This window comes from Streptomyces sp. CNQ085, from assembly GCF_022614595.1.
Classification (GTDB): Bacteria; Actinomycetota; Actinomycetes; order Streptomycetales; family Streptomycetaceae; genus Streptomyces.
In genome coordinates this window covers 6,199-21,056 of the sequence record NZ_JAJFAU010000009.1, presented here as the reverse complement: position 1 = coordinate 21,056, position 14,858 = coordinate 6,199, and the positions used below count along the sequence as shown (strand labels likewise).

Genomic DNA, 14,858 nt, shown 5'->3' with positions numbered 1-14,858 from the left:
GCCCCGCCGCCCGTGCCCCGGGCGGCGGGGCACGGCTGTCACCGGGTGCCGGCGGGTTCACCACCGGACCGGACCGGCGTCCCGACTGGTGGGTAACCGTCTGTTCCGGCCACGCGGCGTTCTACTCTGACGCCATGCCTCCGGTGAAGCGCAAGCCCAGGACGTACGACCCGGCCCTGGTGCGGGCCGGGCTCATCGGGCAGGTGGAGGCCGTGCGTAGCGCCGTGCACGGCCTCACCCCCGACCGGCTGGCCCGGCCCTCCGGGCTGCCCGGCTGGGACGTGCGCCATCTGGTGCTCCACATCGCCGCGCAGATCGAGGCGGTGCCCCGGCTGCTCGCCGAGCCCCCGCCCCGGGCCGCCGCGCCGCAGACGGACCTGAACGCCTGGGTGGTGTCCGTGGCCGGCGCCGCCCGCGAGCTCGACGAGGCGACCCGCAGGCACGCGCGGGCGTACGACGACGCGGCCCGCGCGGTGGACGACGCCGTCGAGGAGCTGGAGCCGGTGCTGGAGCAGGCCGTGCGCGCGGACGTACTGCTGCCGCACTCCTCCGGCGCGATGCGGGCGCTGGACTTCACCGTGACCCGCCTGCTGGAGCTGGTGGTGCACAGCGACGACCTCACCCGGGCCACCGGCGTGCGCGTCCCGCCGGTCCGCCAGGCCCTGGCGACGACCGTGCGGCTGCTGGCGGACGCGCTGGCCGCCAAGGCGCCCGGCGCCTCGGTGGAGGTGCGGATCCCGCCCTTCGCGGTCGTCCAGTGCGTGGCGGGTCCGCGGCACACCCGCGGCACCCCGCCGAACGTCGTGGAGACCGATCCGCTGACCTGGATCCGGCTGGCGACCGGCCGCACCGACTGGCTCAAGGAGCTGGATGCGGCGCATCTCACAGCGAGCGGCGAGCGCGCCGATCTGCGCGACCACCTCCCTGTGCTGGAGTGATGACCTGCGGTGAAAGGCGGCCGGCCCGCGCGGCCCGCGGCGGTCCCGGGTACTGAGCACCGCGGGACCTGTCCTAGACTCGGTGGCGTGCCACGTGGTGACGGACGACTCAACCACGACCTGCTCCCCGGAGAGAAGGGCCCCCAGGACGCCTGCGGCGTCTTCGGAGTCTGGGCCCCGGGGGAAGAGGTCGCCAAGCTCACCTATTTCGGGCTGTACGCGCTGCAGCACCGGGGACAGGAGTCCGCGGGCATCGCGGTGAGCAACGGCTCCCAGATCCTCGTCTTCAAGGACATGGGTCTGGTCTCCCAGGTCTTCGACGAAACCTCCCTCGGCTCCCTCAGGGGTCACATCGCGGTCGGCCACGCGCGCTACTCGACCACCGGCGCCTCGGTGTGGGAGAACGCCCAGCCCACCTTCCGGGCCACCGCCCGGGGCTCGATCGCGCTGGGCCACAACGGCAACCTGGTCAACACCGCCGAGCTCGCCGAGCTGGTCGCCGAGCTGCCCAGCACGGGCGGCCGGCCCACCCAGGTCGCCGCCACCAACGACACCGACCTGGTCACCGCCCTGCTGGCGGGCCAGGTCGACGAGGACGGCAAGCCGCTCACCGTCGAGCAGGCCGCCCCCGCCGTCCTGCCGAAGGTCAAGGGCGCGTTCAGCCTGGTCTTCATGGACGAGCACACCCTCTACGCCGCCCGCGACCCGCAGGGCATACGCCCGCTGGTTCTCGGCCGGCTGGAGCGCGGCTGGGTGGTGGCCTCCGAGACCGCGGCCCTGGACATCGTCGGCGCCTCCTTCATCCGGGAGATCGAGCCCGGCGAGATGGTCGCCATCGACGAGGACGGGCTGCGCGCCCAGCGCTTCGCGGAAGCGAAGCCGAAGGGCTGCGTCTTCGAGTACGTCTACCTCGCGCGCCCCGACACCGACATCGCGGGGCGCAACGTCTACCTCTCCCGTGTGGAGATGGGCCGCCGGCTGGCCGCCGAGGCCCCGGCCGACGCGGATCTGGTCATAGCGACCCCGGAGTCCGGCACCCCGGCCGCGGTCGGCTACGCCGAGGCCAGCGGCATCCCGTACGGCAGCGGCCTGGTCAAGAACTCCTACGTGGGCCGGACGTTCATCCAGCCCTCGCAGACCATCCGCCAGCTCGGCATCCGCCTCAAGCTCAACCCCCTCAGGGAGGTCATCCGCGGCAAGCGCCTGGTGGTCGTCGACGACTCGATCGTCCGCGGCAACACCCAGCGTGCCCTGGTGCGGATGCTGCGCGAGGCGGGCGCGGCCGAGGTGCACGTGCGGATCAGCTCGCCGCCCATCAAGTGGCCGTGCTTCTTCGGCATCGACTTCGCCACCCGTGCCGAGCTGATCGCCAACGGCCTGTCGGTCGAGGAGATCGGCACCTCACTGGGGGCGGACTCCCTGGCATACATCTCGCTGGAGGGAATGGTCGAGGCGACCACCATCGCCAAGCCGGATCTGTGCCGGGCCTGCTTCGACGGCGAGTACCCGATGGAACTGCCGGACCCCGGGCTGCTGGGCAAGCACCTGCTGGAGTCCGGGACCGCCGAGGCATCCGGTGCCGACCCCGACGGGGTGCGGAGTCTGTTCGCGGGCCCCGGCGCGGCCGACGCGCTGCGCAGGCCCTGACCTCCGCCGGCCCGGCGGCCGTTCCGGCGAGCCGCCGACCGTCCCGGTGAGCCGCCGGGCCGCCGACCGTCCCAGAGGAAGACCATGACCTCCACGAACCAGACCCCGGCCGGCCGGGGTGCCAGCTACGCCGCCGCCGGAGTGGACATCGAGGCGGGCGACCGCGCCGTCACGCTGATGAAGGAGTGGGTGGGCAGGGCCCGCCGACCCGAGAGCGTCGGTGCGCTCGGCGGCTTCGCCGGCCTCTTCGACGCCTCCGCGCTCAAGGACTACCGGCGCCCGCTGCTGGCCTCGGCCACCGACGGCGTGGGCACCAAGGTCGCCGTCGCGCAGCGGATGGGCGTCCACGACACCATCGGCCACGACCTGGTGGCGATGGTCGTGGACGACCTGGTGGTCTGCGGCGCCGAGCCGCTGTTCATGACCGACTACATCAGCGTGGGCAAGGTCGTCCCCGAGCGGGTCGCCTCCATCGTCAAGGGCATCGCCGAGGGCTGCGTCCTGGCGGGCTGCGCCCTGGTCGGCGGCGAGACGGCCGAGCACCCGGGGCTGATGGGCCCGGACGAGTACGACGTGGCCGGCGCGGGCACGGGCGTCGTGGAGGCCGACGGAATCCTGGGCGCGGACCGCATCCGTCCGGGCGACGCGGTCGTCGCGATGAGCGCCTCCGGCCTTCACTCCAACGGGTACTCGCTGGTGCGGCACGTGTTCTTCGACCGGGCGGGCTGGTCGCTGGACCGCCATGTCGAGGACTTCGGCCGGACACTGGGCGAGGAGCTGCTGGAGCCCACCAAGATCTACTCGCTGGACTGCCTGGCACTGGCGAGGGCCACCGAGGTGCACGCCTTCTCGCACATCACCGGCGGCGGACTGGCCGGCAACCTCGCGCGTGTCGTGCCCGACGGACTGCACGCCACCGTGGACCGCTCCACCTGGAGCCCGGCGGCGGTCTTCCGGACGGTGGGCGAGCTGGGCGGGGTCGAGCGCGCGGAGCTGGAGAAGACCCTCAACATGGGTGTCGGCATGGCCGCCGTCGTCCCGCCGGAGTCGGTCGGCGCGACGCTGTCCCTGCTGGGCGAGCGCGGGGTGGACGCCTGGGTCGCCGGCGAGGTCTTCGAGCGCGGTGACCGCGCCGAGGCCGTGGCCCTCACCGGGGACTACGCGGGCTGAGTGACGGGGGCGAACAGGATCAAAACCCGGTCCGGCGGTGGCCGGACCGGGTGATGACCGCTATCGGTATGAGATCGCTTTGTTCAGTGGACGACGACGTCCTCAGGCGCGGCGCCGGTGATTCGACGGTGAGGAGGACCCGCGGGAGTCGACCGGGTGGTCGTCGCCCTCCGCGTCCTCGTCATCGTCGTTGTACAGATCCGCGTACCGTGCGTACGGGTCGTCCAGCTCATCGTCCTCGAACCGCTCGCCGTTCGGCGGCTGACTCGATGTCGATGCGCCCAGCTCCTCAGCCAGGCGTGCGAGATCAGTCCCACCGCTGTTGTACTTCAGCTGGCGGGCGACCTTCGTCTGCTTGGCCTTGGCCCGGCCGCGCCCCATGGCTCGACCCCCTCAACGACGGGGCTCAACGGCCCCAGAGTCTTGACACGCGTTCACGATGCGGAGCGGACCCTCGATTCGATCGAGAGACCGTCCGTGGAGCTTCAACGGTACCTGCTTCCGTGGCCGTACGGTACGCCGCCCGCACGACACGGCCGGTGCCCGCCCTGCCTGGTGACCATTTCTCCGCTGGTCAGTGACGATTTTACCTTCTGTCCGCCCGGTCACCCGCGCAGGGGTGGTGAGGGACGCCTCCCCCACCACCCGTCACCACGAGTGATGCTTGGGTGTACGCCGGGTCAGAGTTCGGCGCCGGCCCTGCGGGCCTCGGCCATCCGCTGCTCGGCGATGCGGTCGGCCGCCGCCGCCGGCGGCACGCCGTCGGCCGCGGCGCGCTCGAAGATCGCCAGCGTGGTGTCGTGGATCTTCTCGGCCTTCGCCTTCGCGCGTGCGAAGTCGAAGCCGCAGAGCTCGTCCGCGACCTGGATCACGCCGCCGGAGTTCACCACGTAGTCGGGTGCGTAGAGGATGCCCCGGCCGGCGAGGTCCTTCTCGACACCCGGGTGGGCGAGCTGGTTGTTGGCCGCGCCGCAGACCACCCTCGCGGTCAGCACGGCGACGGTCTCGTCGTTCAGGGCACCGCCGAGCGCGCAGGGCGCGTACACGTCCAGACCCTCGGTGCGGATCAGCGCGTCGGTGTCGGCGACGGCCACCACCTCCGGGTGCGCGGCCGTGATCTGCTCGACCGCCTCGGGGCGCACATCCGTGACCAGGACCTCGGCGCCCTCCTCGAGCAGATGGCCCACCAGGTGACGGCCGACCTTGCCGACGCCCGCGATGCCGACCTTCCGGCCGCGCAGCGGGGCATCGCCCCACAGGTGCTTCGCGCTGGCGCGCATGCCCTGGTAGACGCCGAAGGCGGTGAGCACGGAGGAGTCGCCGGCGCCGCCGTTCTCCGGGGAGCGGCCGGTCGTCCAGCGGCAGGTGCGCGAGACCACGTCCATGTCCTGGACGTAGGTGCCGACGTCGCAGGCGGTGACGTAGCGGCCGCCGAGGGAGGCGACGAAGCGGCCGTAGGCCTCCAGCAGGGCCTCGGTCTTGTGCTGGCCGGGGTCACCGATGATCACGGCCTTGCCGCCGCCGTGGTCCAGCCCGGCGAGCGCGTTCTTGTACGACATGCCGCGGGCGAGGTTGAGGGCGTCCCTCACCGCGGCCTCCTCCGGATTCTCCTCGGAGGCGTAGGCGTGGAAGCGGGTGCCCCCCAGAGCCGGGCCCAGGGCCGTGGAGTGGATGGCGATGACCGCCTTCAGGCCGGTCTCACGGTCCTGGCAGAGGACGACCTGCTCATGGCCGCCCTGCTCGGAGTGGAACAGGGTGTGCAGGACCGAACCGGTGTCGTACCGCGCGCTCACGGCGCTCTCTGGTCCGTCTGGTCCGTCTCGGTGCCCGTCGACGCTGACGGCGGGACGTACGTCAGTCACGGTGGTGACTCCTGTATGTCGCGGAAGGGTGCCCTTCCAGCATCCCCCGCTTGTGGCGGCGGGGTGCGGGGCGGGCCGGTTGGCATGAGGGTACGGCCTGAGGCCCCCCAGGAGTACGGGTGTGCAGTTGCGGTGCCACGATCAGGGTATTGAACTGCCGTCGTCCGCCCCTCGGCCCGCTGCTCCGGGAGGAAGAATCCCTTGGCCCTCACTACTCCGGTGGCCGTTCCGTACACGTCCTACCTGCGGGTCTACGAGCCGCTGGCCGCCTTCCCCGAGCCGGAGCGCTCCCACTGGGCCCGCTACGCCCGCCGCGGGCGCCTGCCCGGCGCGCAGGACGAGCTGCGCCGGTCGCTGGCGGACCTGCTGCCGGTACCGCCCGTGGTGGTGCCGGTACGCGAGAGTGCGGACGCCTTCGTGGCCGAGGTGGACGGGGTGCTGTGCGTCTGCCCGTGGGGAACCAGGCTGCGGGGCTGGCAGGCGCTGGCCGGGCTCGGCGACGAGCTGCCCGCCCCGGTGCTGGACGCGGCGGTGCCGCCGGTGGTGCGGCGCGAGGCCGCGGCGGACTACGACCGCTGGCGGGAGCGGAACCCGGACGCCAGGCCGTGGATCCGCTCGGCGACCTGGCACGTGCCGGTGCGCTGGTTCGTGCTCTTCGCGGACGAGGAGCGCGAGTACGGCGGGAAGGCGGACGCCGGCGGCGCGGGGGAGGGGCTCGTCCTGCGCTACCGCACGCCGATGGTGCAGGCGCGGCGGCGGGTGGCGCGTGCGCTGAAGGTGCTGCGCGAGGAGCTGGAGGACAGTCCGCTGATCGACGGGCTGGTGGACGTGGGGCGCTGGCTGGAGGAGTTCCACCCGCGGTCGATGGTGGAGCTGGACTACGGCGGACTGGTGTATACCCTCCCGGAGGAGCAACTGGCCTCGGACCACTCCGCGGCCGACACCGCGGAGGGGCTGGCGGCGCTGCGGGAGGGCGACGGCGAGCGCGCGAGCGCGGTCTACGATCGGCTGACCGAGCGCTGGCGGGCGGTACGGCACCGCGGGCTGGCCAGTTGAGGCGTACCGCGCGGGCGGTTCGGGCCACCGGGCGTCCCGCGTGCCGTGAACCGGAGCGTTCGGGCCCGTTGCCGGCCTTCGCCCCGAAGCCGCCCCGAAGCCGCCGCAAAGCCGCCCCAAGGTGACCGACCGCACTTACCTGGGCCTTGCCCTGAAGGGCATCTCTCGTGTCAAAATAGGACAAGGAGTCCGGAGGGGCTCCATTCGTCCAACTGAGGTCGGATCCATCGGTATTGCGCTCCTCTCCAGGGGGATGGAGAGATCCACTCACGTTGTAACCGATCGTCACGACGGGGTGACTGTCCGTTATGGCACGGTCCATCGGCTTCCGTCGAGGTTGGACACCTGAGAGGGCAATTCCGTCGGTTTGGCCGACGTGGCTGGACAGATGGTGTAGTTGTAGTGCCGAGGACAAGCCGTTCGTCCTATAACCGACTCGGCCCGCGTCCGCCATTTCGGGCAACGCGGGTCAAGGTGCAGAATTTAGAGGAAAGAACCGTGATGGTTCGGTTCTCCCGAGGAGGCCGCTCATGACCGCTCGCACCCCTGATGCCGAGCCGCTGCTGACCCCGGCTGAGGTTGCCACGATGTTCCGTGTGGACCCGAAGACGGTCACGCGCTGGGCCAAGGCAGGCAAGCTCACGTCCATCCGCACGCTCGGAGGGCACCGCCGCTATCGCGAGGCGGAGGTGCGCGCCCTGCTCGCGGGTATCCCGCAGCAGCGCAGCGAGGGCTGAACAACCCCACGAATCGGGCGTGAACGGGATCCCCATCCCGCTTCGCCGCCCGACTCGGCACCACCTTTCGGGCCGGTGTCCCCCACGCGGCCCGAACGTCGATCGCGCTGGTCTCCGCCGGGCCCAGCGCGATCTTTGCGTACCCCTTCGCGCTCCCTTCACGGTCACGCGCCCTGCCGTGCGTCCAGCCGTCAACAACGCCTTCCCGACACCCGGTTCGCCGGGCCGGCCGAGAGTGCCGGGAGATCTCGTGAGGGGGCGCGCGGAGGCGTTGGGAGGGGCGCTCGAGTGTAGTGAAATTGCACATATTAAATATGCCTGATGTAGGAAGTGGTTAAATTCCCTTCTCTGGTCAACCGATTCGGTGACTCCCGTCACACCACACAGGTCTTGCCCGCCCCAACTACCGTACGGTAATGGGAAATAAGCGTAGACGCCCCGCAATCGGGCCCCGTGCCGGGCGCCGGTGCGCGGCCGGCCGCCGCAGGGCCGCCCCGGCCCCGGAGACGGCGCCCTGCGAGCCCTGCGAGCACTGTGCGGGCGGAGGGGCCGCCGGTACCGGAATCAGGTGCCGCCGGGGCCGGGCCGGTCCTCCACGGGCGGCTCAGGGCCCTCCCCGGGGCGTGTGCGCGGCACGGACCGGACCGGTGGCACGGGCGGTTCCGGGGGCGGGAGGGAGGGGGAGACCGCGGGCGGCCCGCCGGAGGTCTCGCCGGTCGGCTCCATCGCCAGCCGCTGCAGCCGGTGGCAGACCGGGCAGTGCCGGGTGGCGTGGCCGTAACGTGTCGCGGCGGACAGATGGGCCCGCAGCAGGGCCCGTGTCTCGTGCCGCGGATACTTCCTCGGAGTCGTCGGCATCGCGCCCACCTCCCTGTAGCAGAGGTACCCGCGGCCTGAGGAGCCGTCAAGACGGTCTGCGCACCGGGGGCCACCCGAAGGCGCGCGGAAAGACCGATGGCCCGGATCCTCGTGGATCCGGGCCATCCGGTGCGGTCCTGACGGGATTTGAACCCGCGGCCTCCACCTTGACAGGGTGGCGAGCACTCCAAACTGCTCCACAGGACCTGGAAGCCGCAGCGCCGGGTGCGGTCCGAGCTGCGAGAAGAACTCTACAGCAGCTCAGGGGCACAAGGCGAACTCACCCACAGTGCCGCCCCTGCTGCCGGTCCCCCGCCGCCCCCGCCGGGACGCGGCGTCTCACTACGGCGCCGCCGCGTCCACCGCCTTCATGATGCGCTTGTCCGAGACCGGGTACGCCGTGCCCAGGGCGTGCGCGAAGTAGCTGACCCGCAGCTCCTCGAGCATCCAGCGGATCTCCCGGACCTCCCGCGGCACCGGCCGTCCCGGCGGGAACCGCTCCAGCAGCCACTCGTACTCCTCCCGCATCTCCTTCACCTTCGCCATCCGGGCGCGGTCCCGGTCGGCGCCCGTGGGAAGCTGCTGCAGGCGGCGGTCCACGGCCGTCAGATAGCGCAGCAGGTCCGGCAGGCGCCGGGCGCCGTGGGCGGTCACGAAGCCCGGGCCGACCAGCTCCGTCAGCTGCTGCCGCACATCCGCGAGGTTCGGCGCGAGCGTCGGACTGCCCGACAGTGGCGGCGACTTCATCCGCCGTTCGCACGACTGCCAGGCGGCGAGCACCTCGCGCACCTGCCGCACCGTCACCACCGTCGCGTCGGTGATGTCGGCGCGCACGGCGTCGAAGAGCTTGCGGAAGCCCTCCTCGTCCCAGGCCGGCCCGCCGTGCGCCGCGATCAGCCGGTCCGCGGCGGCCGACACGCAGTCGTCGAACAGCGCCTGGACCCCGCCGTGCGGGGAGGCGGCCAGGGCGAGCCTGTCCTGGTTGGTCAGCCTGGACTGGGCGAACTTGGCCGGGCTGGAGGGGAGGTTGAGCAGGATCAGGCGGCGCGTGCCGCGCCACATCGTCTCGCGCTGCTCGTCCTCGGTGTCGAAGAGCTTCACGGACACCGACCCGCCGTCGTCCACCAGCGCCGGGTACGCCCTGACCGGCTGGCCGGCCCGCCGCGTCTCGAAGGTGCGCGGCAGGGCGCCGACGGTCCAGGAGGTCAGTCCGGTGCGCTGCTCCAGACCGCCGCCGGCGCCGTCGCCGCCCTTCTCCCGGGCGGAGTCGAACGCCTTGGACAGCGCGGCCCGGGTGCGCGGGCGCAGGGTCTCCCTGAGCTCCTCCAGGTCCTTGCTCTCGGCGTCGCCGGAGACCTTGCGGCGGCGCTCGTCCACCACCCGGAAGGTGACCTTCAGGTGGTCGGGGACCCTGGACGGGTCGAAGTCGTCCGGAGTCACCCGCACTCCCGTCATCCGTGTCAGCCCCCGCGCCAGCACGGCCGTCAGCGGCTCGTTCAGCGTGTCCCGCGGGATGCCGCCGTCCTGCCCGGTGACGGTGTCCAGGAAGCGGCGCGCGAAGTCGGGCGCGGGGACGTAGTTGCGGCGGACCGGCTTGGGCAGCGAGCGGATCAGCTCGGTGACCAGGTCCGCGCGCAGGCCCGGGATCTGCCAGTCGAAGCCCTCGGAGGAGACCTGGTTGAGCACCTGGAGGGGGATGTGGACGGTGACGCCGTCGGCGTCCGCGCCCGGCTCGAACTGGTACGTCACCCGGAAACGCAGCCTGTCCTGGTGCCAGGAGTCGGGATAGTCGTCCTTGGTGACCTGCCCGGCCCGCTCGTTGACGAGCATGGACTTCTCGAAGTTGAGCAGGTCCGGCTCCTCCTGGCGTTTGCGCTTCCACCAGGAGTCGAAGTGCGCGCCGGAGACGACGTGTTCGGGGACGCGTTGGTCGTAGAAGTCGAACAGCGTCTCGTCGTCGACGAGGATGTCGCGGCGGCGGGCCCGGTGCTCCAGCTCCTCCACCTCGCCCAGCAGCCTGCGGTTGTCGTGGAAGAACCGGTGGTGGGTGCGCCAGTCGCCCTCCACGAGGGCGTTGCGGATGAACAGCTCGCGGCAGGTCTCCGGGTCGACGCGCCCGTAGTTCACCTTGCGCCGGGCCACGACGGGCACGCCGTACAGCGTCACCTTCTCGTAGGCCATCACCGCCGCCTGCTTCTGCTCCCAGTGCGGTTCGCTGTAGGTGCGCTTGACCAGGTGGCCGGCGAGCGGCTCGATCCAGTCCGGGTCGATCTTCGCGTTGACCCGCGCCCACAGCCGTGAGGTCTCCACCAGCTCGGCCGACATGATCCAGCGCGGCGGCTTCCTGAACAGCGAGGAGCCGGGGAAGACGGCGAACTTCGCGCCGCGCGCGCCCAGGTACTCGTTGCCCTTCGCGCCCTCTCTCCCGCGCTCGCCCGGGGAGCCCTTCCCGTTCTCCCTGACCTCCTTGAGCCCGATGTGCGACAGCAGGCCCGCCAGCAGCGACTGGTGGACGCGGTCGGCGTCCGCGTCCTGGTCGTTCATGTGGACGCCCATGGACTTGGCGACCTGGCGGAGCTGGGCGTAGATGTCCTGCCACTCGCGTATGCGCAGGTAGTTGAGGAACTCGGACCTGCACATCCGGCGGAAGGCCGAGGAGGACAGTTCCTTCTGCCGCTCGCGCACGTAGCGCCACAGGTTGAGCAGGGCGAGGAAGTCGCTGTTCTCCTCCTCCCCGCCCGCCTTCGGGGAGGAGGGGCCCAGGAACCGGGCGTGCCGCTGGTCGGCCTGCTGCTGCTTGTCGGCGGGGCGCTCGCGCGGGTCCTGGATGGACAGCGCCGCGGCGATCACCATGACCTCGCGGACGCAGCCGTTGCGGTCGGCCTCCAGCACCATCCGCGCCAGCCGCGGGTCGACGGGGAACTGCGCCAGCTTCCGGCCCGTCTCCGTCAGGCGCCTGCGCGGATCCTTCTGATTCGGGTCGAGCGCGCCCAGCTCCTCCAGCAGCTGCACACCGGCCTTGATACTGCGGTGGTCCGGAGGATCGATGAAGGGGAAGCGCTCGATGTCGCCGAGCCCCGCGGCGGTCATCTGGAGGATGACGGAGGCCAGGTTGGTGCGCAGGATCTCCGGGTCGGTGAACTCCGGCCGGGAGAGGAAGTCCTCCTCGGAGTACAGCCGGACGCAGATGCCGTCCGAGGTGCGGCCGCAGCGGCCCTTGCGCTGGTTGGCGCTGGCCTGCGAGACCGGCTCGATCGGCAGCCGCTGGACCTTGGTGCGGTGGCTGTAGCGGGAGATGCGGGCGGTGCCGGTGTCGATGACGTACTTGATGCCGGGGACGGTCAGCGAGGTCTCGGCGACGTTGGTGGCCAGCACGATGCGCCGCCCGGTGTGCCGCTGGAAGACCCGGTGCTGTTCGGCGTGCGACAGCCGCGCGTACAGCGGCAGCACTTCGGTCGAGCGCAGGTTCTTCCTGTTGAGCGCGTCGGCGGTGTCGCGGATCTCCCGCTCGCCGGAGAGGAAGACCAGGATGTCGCCCGGTCCCTCGGCCTGGAGCTCGTCGACCGCGTCGCAGACCGCGGTGACCTGGTCCCGGTCGGGGTTGTCGCCCTCTTCCTCCAGCAGCGGCCGGTAGCGGACCTCCACCGGGTACGTGCGGCCGGACACCTCCACGATCGGGGCGTCGCCGAAGTGGCGGGAGAAGCGCTCGGGGTCGATCGTCGCGGAGGTGATGACGACCTTGAGGTCCGGGCGGCGGGGCAGCAGCCGGGCGAGGTAGCCCAGCAGGAAGTCGATGTTGAGGCTGCGCTCGTGCGCCTCGTCGATGATGATCGTGTCGTACCGGCGCAGCTCGCGGTCGGTCTGGATCTCGGCCAGCAGGATGCCGTCCGTCATCAGCTTGACCAGGGTGTCCTCGCCCACCTGGTCGGTGAAGCGGACCTTCCAGCCCACCGCCTCGCCCAGCGGAGTGCGCAGCTCCTCGGCGACGCGCTCGGCCACCGTGCGGGCCGCGATCCGGCGCGGCTGGGTGTGCCCGATCAGCCCCTTCACCCCGCGCCCGAGCTCCAGGCAGATCTTGGGGATCTGGGTGGTCTTGCCGGAACCGGTCTCGCCCGCGACGATCACGACCTGGTTGTCCCGGATCGCCCGGAGGATCTCGTCCTTCTTCTGGCTGACGGGGAGCTGGTCGGGGTAGTCGATGGCGGGGACGGCGTCCCGCCGGGCGGCCACGCGCAGCTCGGCCTGCTCGACCTCGGCGGCGATCTCCGCGAGCACGGCACGCCGCGCCTCCGGCTTGCGGATGCGGCGGGTGCCCTCCAGGCGGCGGCCGAGTCGCTGCTGGTCGCGCAGCATCAGCTCGGGCAGTCGCTCCAGGACGGCGGGGAGGCTGGGATCAGACACAGTGGACATACGGACTCCAGGATCGCACCCGCACCGAGTGCCGGGCGAATCAATTCACCGCTCCTCGTGACCGGCGTGCGGCGTTATGGGTGGAATGACTGTCTAGTGTGAGCGCATGAACGACCGGCGCCACCCCCTCCCCGACGGCCCTGGCGGTCCCGGAGGTCCTGACGGCTCGCGCACCGCGCACGGCTCTCATGATGCCCGCGCCGGGAAGGGAAACGGAGGGGGCCGCCGGGCAGGGGGTGGCGCCGGGCCGTGGCGGAGCTTCAGGGATTCGCCCTTCCTGCCCGCCACCGTGCTGTCGCTGCTCATCGCCGCCGCGGCCGGGCTCTTCGCCGGCTCGTACACCTACGCCATGGCCGATCCCACCCCGCGCCGCGTCCCCGTGGCTGTCGTCGGCGCCACCGGGGACGCCGATGCCTGGCGGGACCGCGTGGAGGCCTTCGCCGACGCCGTGAGCGAGGATCTGCGCTCCTCCCTGGAACCGCGCGAGTACCCCACCGCCGCGGCGGCCGACGAGGCCCTGGAGTCGCAGAAGGTCTTCGCCGTGCTGCGCGTTCCCGCCGACCCCGGCCGGGAGAGGCCCGTGCTGGAGGTCTCCAGCGCCTCGGGCGCCTCCGTCGCCGAACTGCTGACCGAGGCCGCCCGGTCGGTGGGCGAGGAGACCGGGCTGCGGGTGGAGGTACGGGATGCCAAACCGCTGGACCCGGGCGACCCGCGCGGCCTGGCCCTCTTCTACGTCACCCTCGCGGCGGTGGTCACCGGCTTCATCGGGGCCATCCAGATGAGCGTCCACGCAAAGGCTCTGAACCCCTCCGAACGGATCGCCTTCACGGCCGCCTACTCGCTGCTCGGCGGCTTCGCCATCGCCGCGGCCGTGGACTGGCTGCTGGACGCGGTCGACTTCCCCTTCGTCCACTCCTGGATGATCCTCGCCCTGACCATGTTCGCCTCGGGCATGGTCTTCACCATGTTCCAGGCCCTGATCGGCCGCTGGGCGATGCTCCCCACCTGGGGCCTGATGGTCCTCATCGGCAACCCCTCCTCCGGAGGAGCGGTCTCCTGGCCTCTGCTGCCCTCACCGCTGGGCACCATCGGCCGCTGGCTCCCGCCGGGGGCCTCCGTCAACGCCCAGCACACGGCCGTGTACTTCCCGGGGTATCCGCACGCACAGCCCTACCTGGTGCTGGTCGCCTGGGCGGTCGCCTCCTGCGCCGTCTTCTGGCTCCGTCGCCACCGCCACCCGGGCGGCCGGGACGGCGGCTCCTGACCGGGGCCGGCCGGGGCGATTTCCCTGACGCACGCCTACAGCGGTTCCATCGACCTTCCGCTTTTCAGGCGAGTTGGTCGTGCGGGATGGGACACCGCCGCATACGTGATCACACCCAGCGTCTGTCGCCTCCTGTAGACAAGCTCCGTCGCTCATGGTAGACATAGATGGTGCGCAAAAGCACCTTGATAAAGGAACTGCGGCAGATCGCCGCGAGCAAGGACGCTGATCTCGTACTCGCACGGCAGGGGGCAAAACACGAGATTTACACCCTTCGGGGTGTTTCTCTTCCTGTCCCGCGACACAGGGAGATCGCCGAAGGAACCGCCAGGGCTTTGATCAAGGCGGCGGAAGGAGCGTGATCGACCGGGGGGCCGAGTCCAGGTCGGCCCCCCACCCGATCAGGGTCTCACGACTTCGGCAAAGCGCACAGAAGAAGGAAAAGAAAGGAAGGGGAAAGGAGAGGTGACCGAAACCAGTACTTACCATGCGACTGCAACCCAAGACGGGGCGTACTGGGTGGTTACGGTCAACGACCTACCTGAGGGGCTGGTAGGTATTACTCAGGGGCGCACGTGGAACGAAGCGCGAAAGATGGCCGTCGACGTGGTAGCGATGCTATTGGAGGTGCCTGATGACTCGTTCAAGGTTGTGATGCGGCCAGCCGATCCAGATATGGCCAAAGCCATCATCGCAGCTGAAGAGGCCAGAAAAGAGGCTGAGTTGGCCGGCAAGGCTGCTGCTGAAGCTTTGGCGGCTGCTGCGCGAATCCTGACCGCGAAGGCTACGGTCAGAGATGCAGGCTCAATGCTTGGCATCTCGCATCAGTACATCGCAAAACTCGCTCCAAAGAAGGGTTAGGTCAACCTGGCGTCTTGCGTGGTATGGGCTTTGACGAGTACCCCCGAGTAGCTAA

The 14,858-nt window shown here is 71.0% G+C and carries 12 protein-coding genes and 1 tRNA gene; 8 read left to right on the top strand and 5 right to left on the bottom strand.

Translation table 11 applies throughout. The features are described 5' to 3' along the window. Positions 1-134 precede the first annotated feature (134 nt). The 3 genes from LJ221_RS03410 (at position 135) to purM (ending at position 3,755) form a co-directional block, all read left to right on the top strand. Positions 135-938, top strand: coding sequence for a maleylpyruvate isomerase family mycothiol-dependent enzyme (locus tag LJ221_RS03410; RefSeq protein ID WP_241713577.1), 804 nt, complete (start codon positions 135-137; stop codon positions 936-938). 87 nt (positions 939-1,025) lie between these two features. Further along, on the top strand, positions 1,026-2,585 hold the full coding sequence (purF, locus tag LJ221_RS03405; protein WP_241713576.1) for an amidophosphoribosyltransferase: 1,560 nt from the start codon (positions 1,026-1,028) through the stop codon (positions 2,583-2,585). A gap of 84 nt (positions 2,586-2,669) precedes the next feature. Beyond that, positions 2,670-3,755, top strand: coding sequence for a phosphoribosylformylglycinamidine cyclo-ligase (purM, locus tag LJ221_RS03400; protein WP_241713575.1), 1,086 nt, complete (start codon positions 2,670-2,672; stop codon positions 3,753-3,755). A 102-nt stretch (positions 3,756-3,857) separates the two neighbouring features. Here the strand turns inward: purM and LJ221_RS03395 are convergent, their stop codons facing one another. Both LJ221_RS03395 and LJ221_RS03390 read right to left on the bottom strand, forming a co-directional pair. Continuing rightward, positions 3,858-4,136 (bottom strand): DUF3073 domain-containing protein, encoded by a 279-nt coding sequence (locus LJ221_RS03395; protein ID WP_206350398.1) that lies wholly within the window; start codon positions 4,134-4,136, stop codon positions 3,858-3,860. A 299-nt stretch (positions 4,137-4,435) separates the two neighbouring features. Continuing rightward, entirely contained in the window at positions 4,436-5,617 is a 1,182-nt protein-coding gene (locus LJ221_RS03390; RefSeq protein WP_374228362.1) for a Leu/Phe/Val dehydrogenase, read from the bottom strand. A 201-nt stretch (positions 5,618-5,818) separates the two neighbouring features. Here LJ221_RS03390 and LJ221_RS03385 point away from each other — a divergent pair, with 201 nt between their 5' ends. Both LJ221_RS03385 and bldC read left to right on the top strand, forming a co-directional pair. Beyond that, positions 5,819-6,673 (top strand): hypothetical protein, encoded by an 855-nt coding sequence (locus LJ221_RS03385; protein WP_241713574.1) that lies wholly within the window; start codon positions 5,819-5,821, stop codon positions 6,671-6,673. Between the two features lie 530 nt (positions 6,674-7,203). Next, a complete protein-coding gene (gene bldC / locus LJ221_RS03380) occupies positions 7,204-7,410 on the top strand; it encodes a developmental transcriptional regulator BldC (protein ID WP_020869672.1) in 207 nt (68 codons plus the stop codon). Between the two features lie 564 nt (positions 7,411-7,974). Here the strand turns inward: bldC and LJ221_RS03375 are convergent. From LJ221_RS03375 to hrpA, 3 genes are all read right to left on the bottom strand, one after another. After that, on the bottom strand, positions 7,975-8,268 hold the full coding sequence (locus LJ221_RS03375; protein ID WP_241713573.1) for a DUF6274 family protein: 294 nt from the start codon (positions 8,266-8,268) through the stop codon (positions 7,975-7,977). Between the two features lie 132 nt (positions 8,269-8,400). Then, positions 8,401-8,475 (bottom strand) — tRNA-Asp (locus LJ221_RS03370). A gap of 135 nt (positions 8,476-8,610) precedes the next feature. Continuing rightward, positions 8,611-12,678 (bottom strand): ATP-dependent RNA helicase HrpA, encoded by a 4,068-nt coding sequence (gene hrpA, locus LJ221_RS03365; RefSeq protein ID WP_241713572.1) that lies wholly within the window; start codon positions 12,676-12,678, stop codon positions 8,611-8,613. 106 nt (positions 12,679-12,784) lie between these two features. Here hrpA and LJ221_RS03360 point away from each other — a divergent pair, with 106 nt between their 5' ends. The 3 genes from LJ221_RS03360 to LJ221_RS03350 all read left to right on the top strand — a co-directional run bounded on the left by LJ221_RS03360 (position 12,785) and on the right by LJ221_RS03350 (position 14,803). Next, complete coding sequence (locus LJ221_RS03360; protein ID WP_374228361.1) at positions 12,785-13,942, top strand: ABC transporter permease; 1,158 nt, start codon at positions 12,785-12,787, stop codon at positions 13,940-13,942. A gap of 170 nt (positions 13,943-14,112) precedes the next feature. Next, complete coding sequence (locus LJ221_RS03355) at positions 14,113-14,304, top strand: hypothetical protein (RefSeq protein WP_241713571.1); 192 nt, start codon at positions 14,113-14,115, stop codon at positions 14,302-14,304. Between the two features lie 103 nt (positions 14,305-14,407). Beyond that, positions 14,408-14,803: a type II toxin-antitoxin system HicB family antitoxin gene (locus LJ221_RS03350; RefSeq protein ID WP_241713570.1), complete on the top strand. Its 396-nt coding sequence runs from the start codon at positions 14,408-14,410 to the stop codon at positions 14,801-14,803. The last annotated feature ends 55 nt before the right edge of the window (positions 14,804-14,858 follow it).

Coding starts and splice junctions, on each gene's coding strand:
- LJ221_RS03410 (WP_241713577.1), top strand. CDS start 135: ATGCCTCCGGTGAAGCGCAAGCCCAGGACGTACGACCCGGCCCTGGTG.
- purM (WP_241713575.1), top strand. CDS start 2,670: ATGACCTCCACGAACCAGACCCCGGCCGGCCGGGGTGCCAGCTACGCC.
- LJ221_RS03395 (WP_206350398.1), bottom strand. CDS start 4,136: ATGGGGCGCGGCCGGGCCAAGGCCAAGCAGACGAAGGTCGCCCGCCAG.
- bldC (WP_020869672.1), top strand. CDS start 7,204: ATGACCGCTCGCACCCCTGATGCCGAGCCGCTGCTGACCCCGGCTGAG.
- LJ221_RS03375 (WP_241713573.1), bottom strand. CDS start 8,268: ATGCCGACGACTCCGAGGAAGTATCCGCGGCACGAGACACGGGCCCTG.
- hrpA (WP_241713572.1), bottom strand. CDS start 12,678: ATGTCCACTGTGTCTGATCCCAGCCTCCCCGCCGTCCTGGAGCGACTG.
- LJ221_RS03360 (WP_374228361.1), top strand. CDS start 12,785: ATGAACGACCGGCGCCACCCCCTCCCCGACGGCCCTGGCGGTCCCGGA.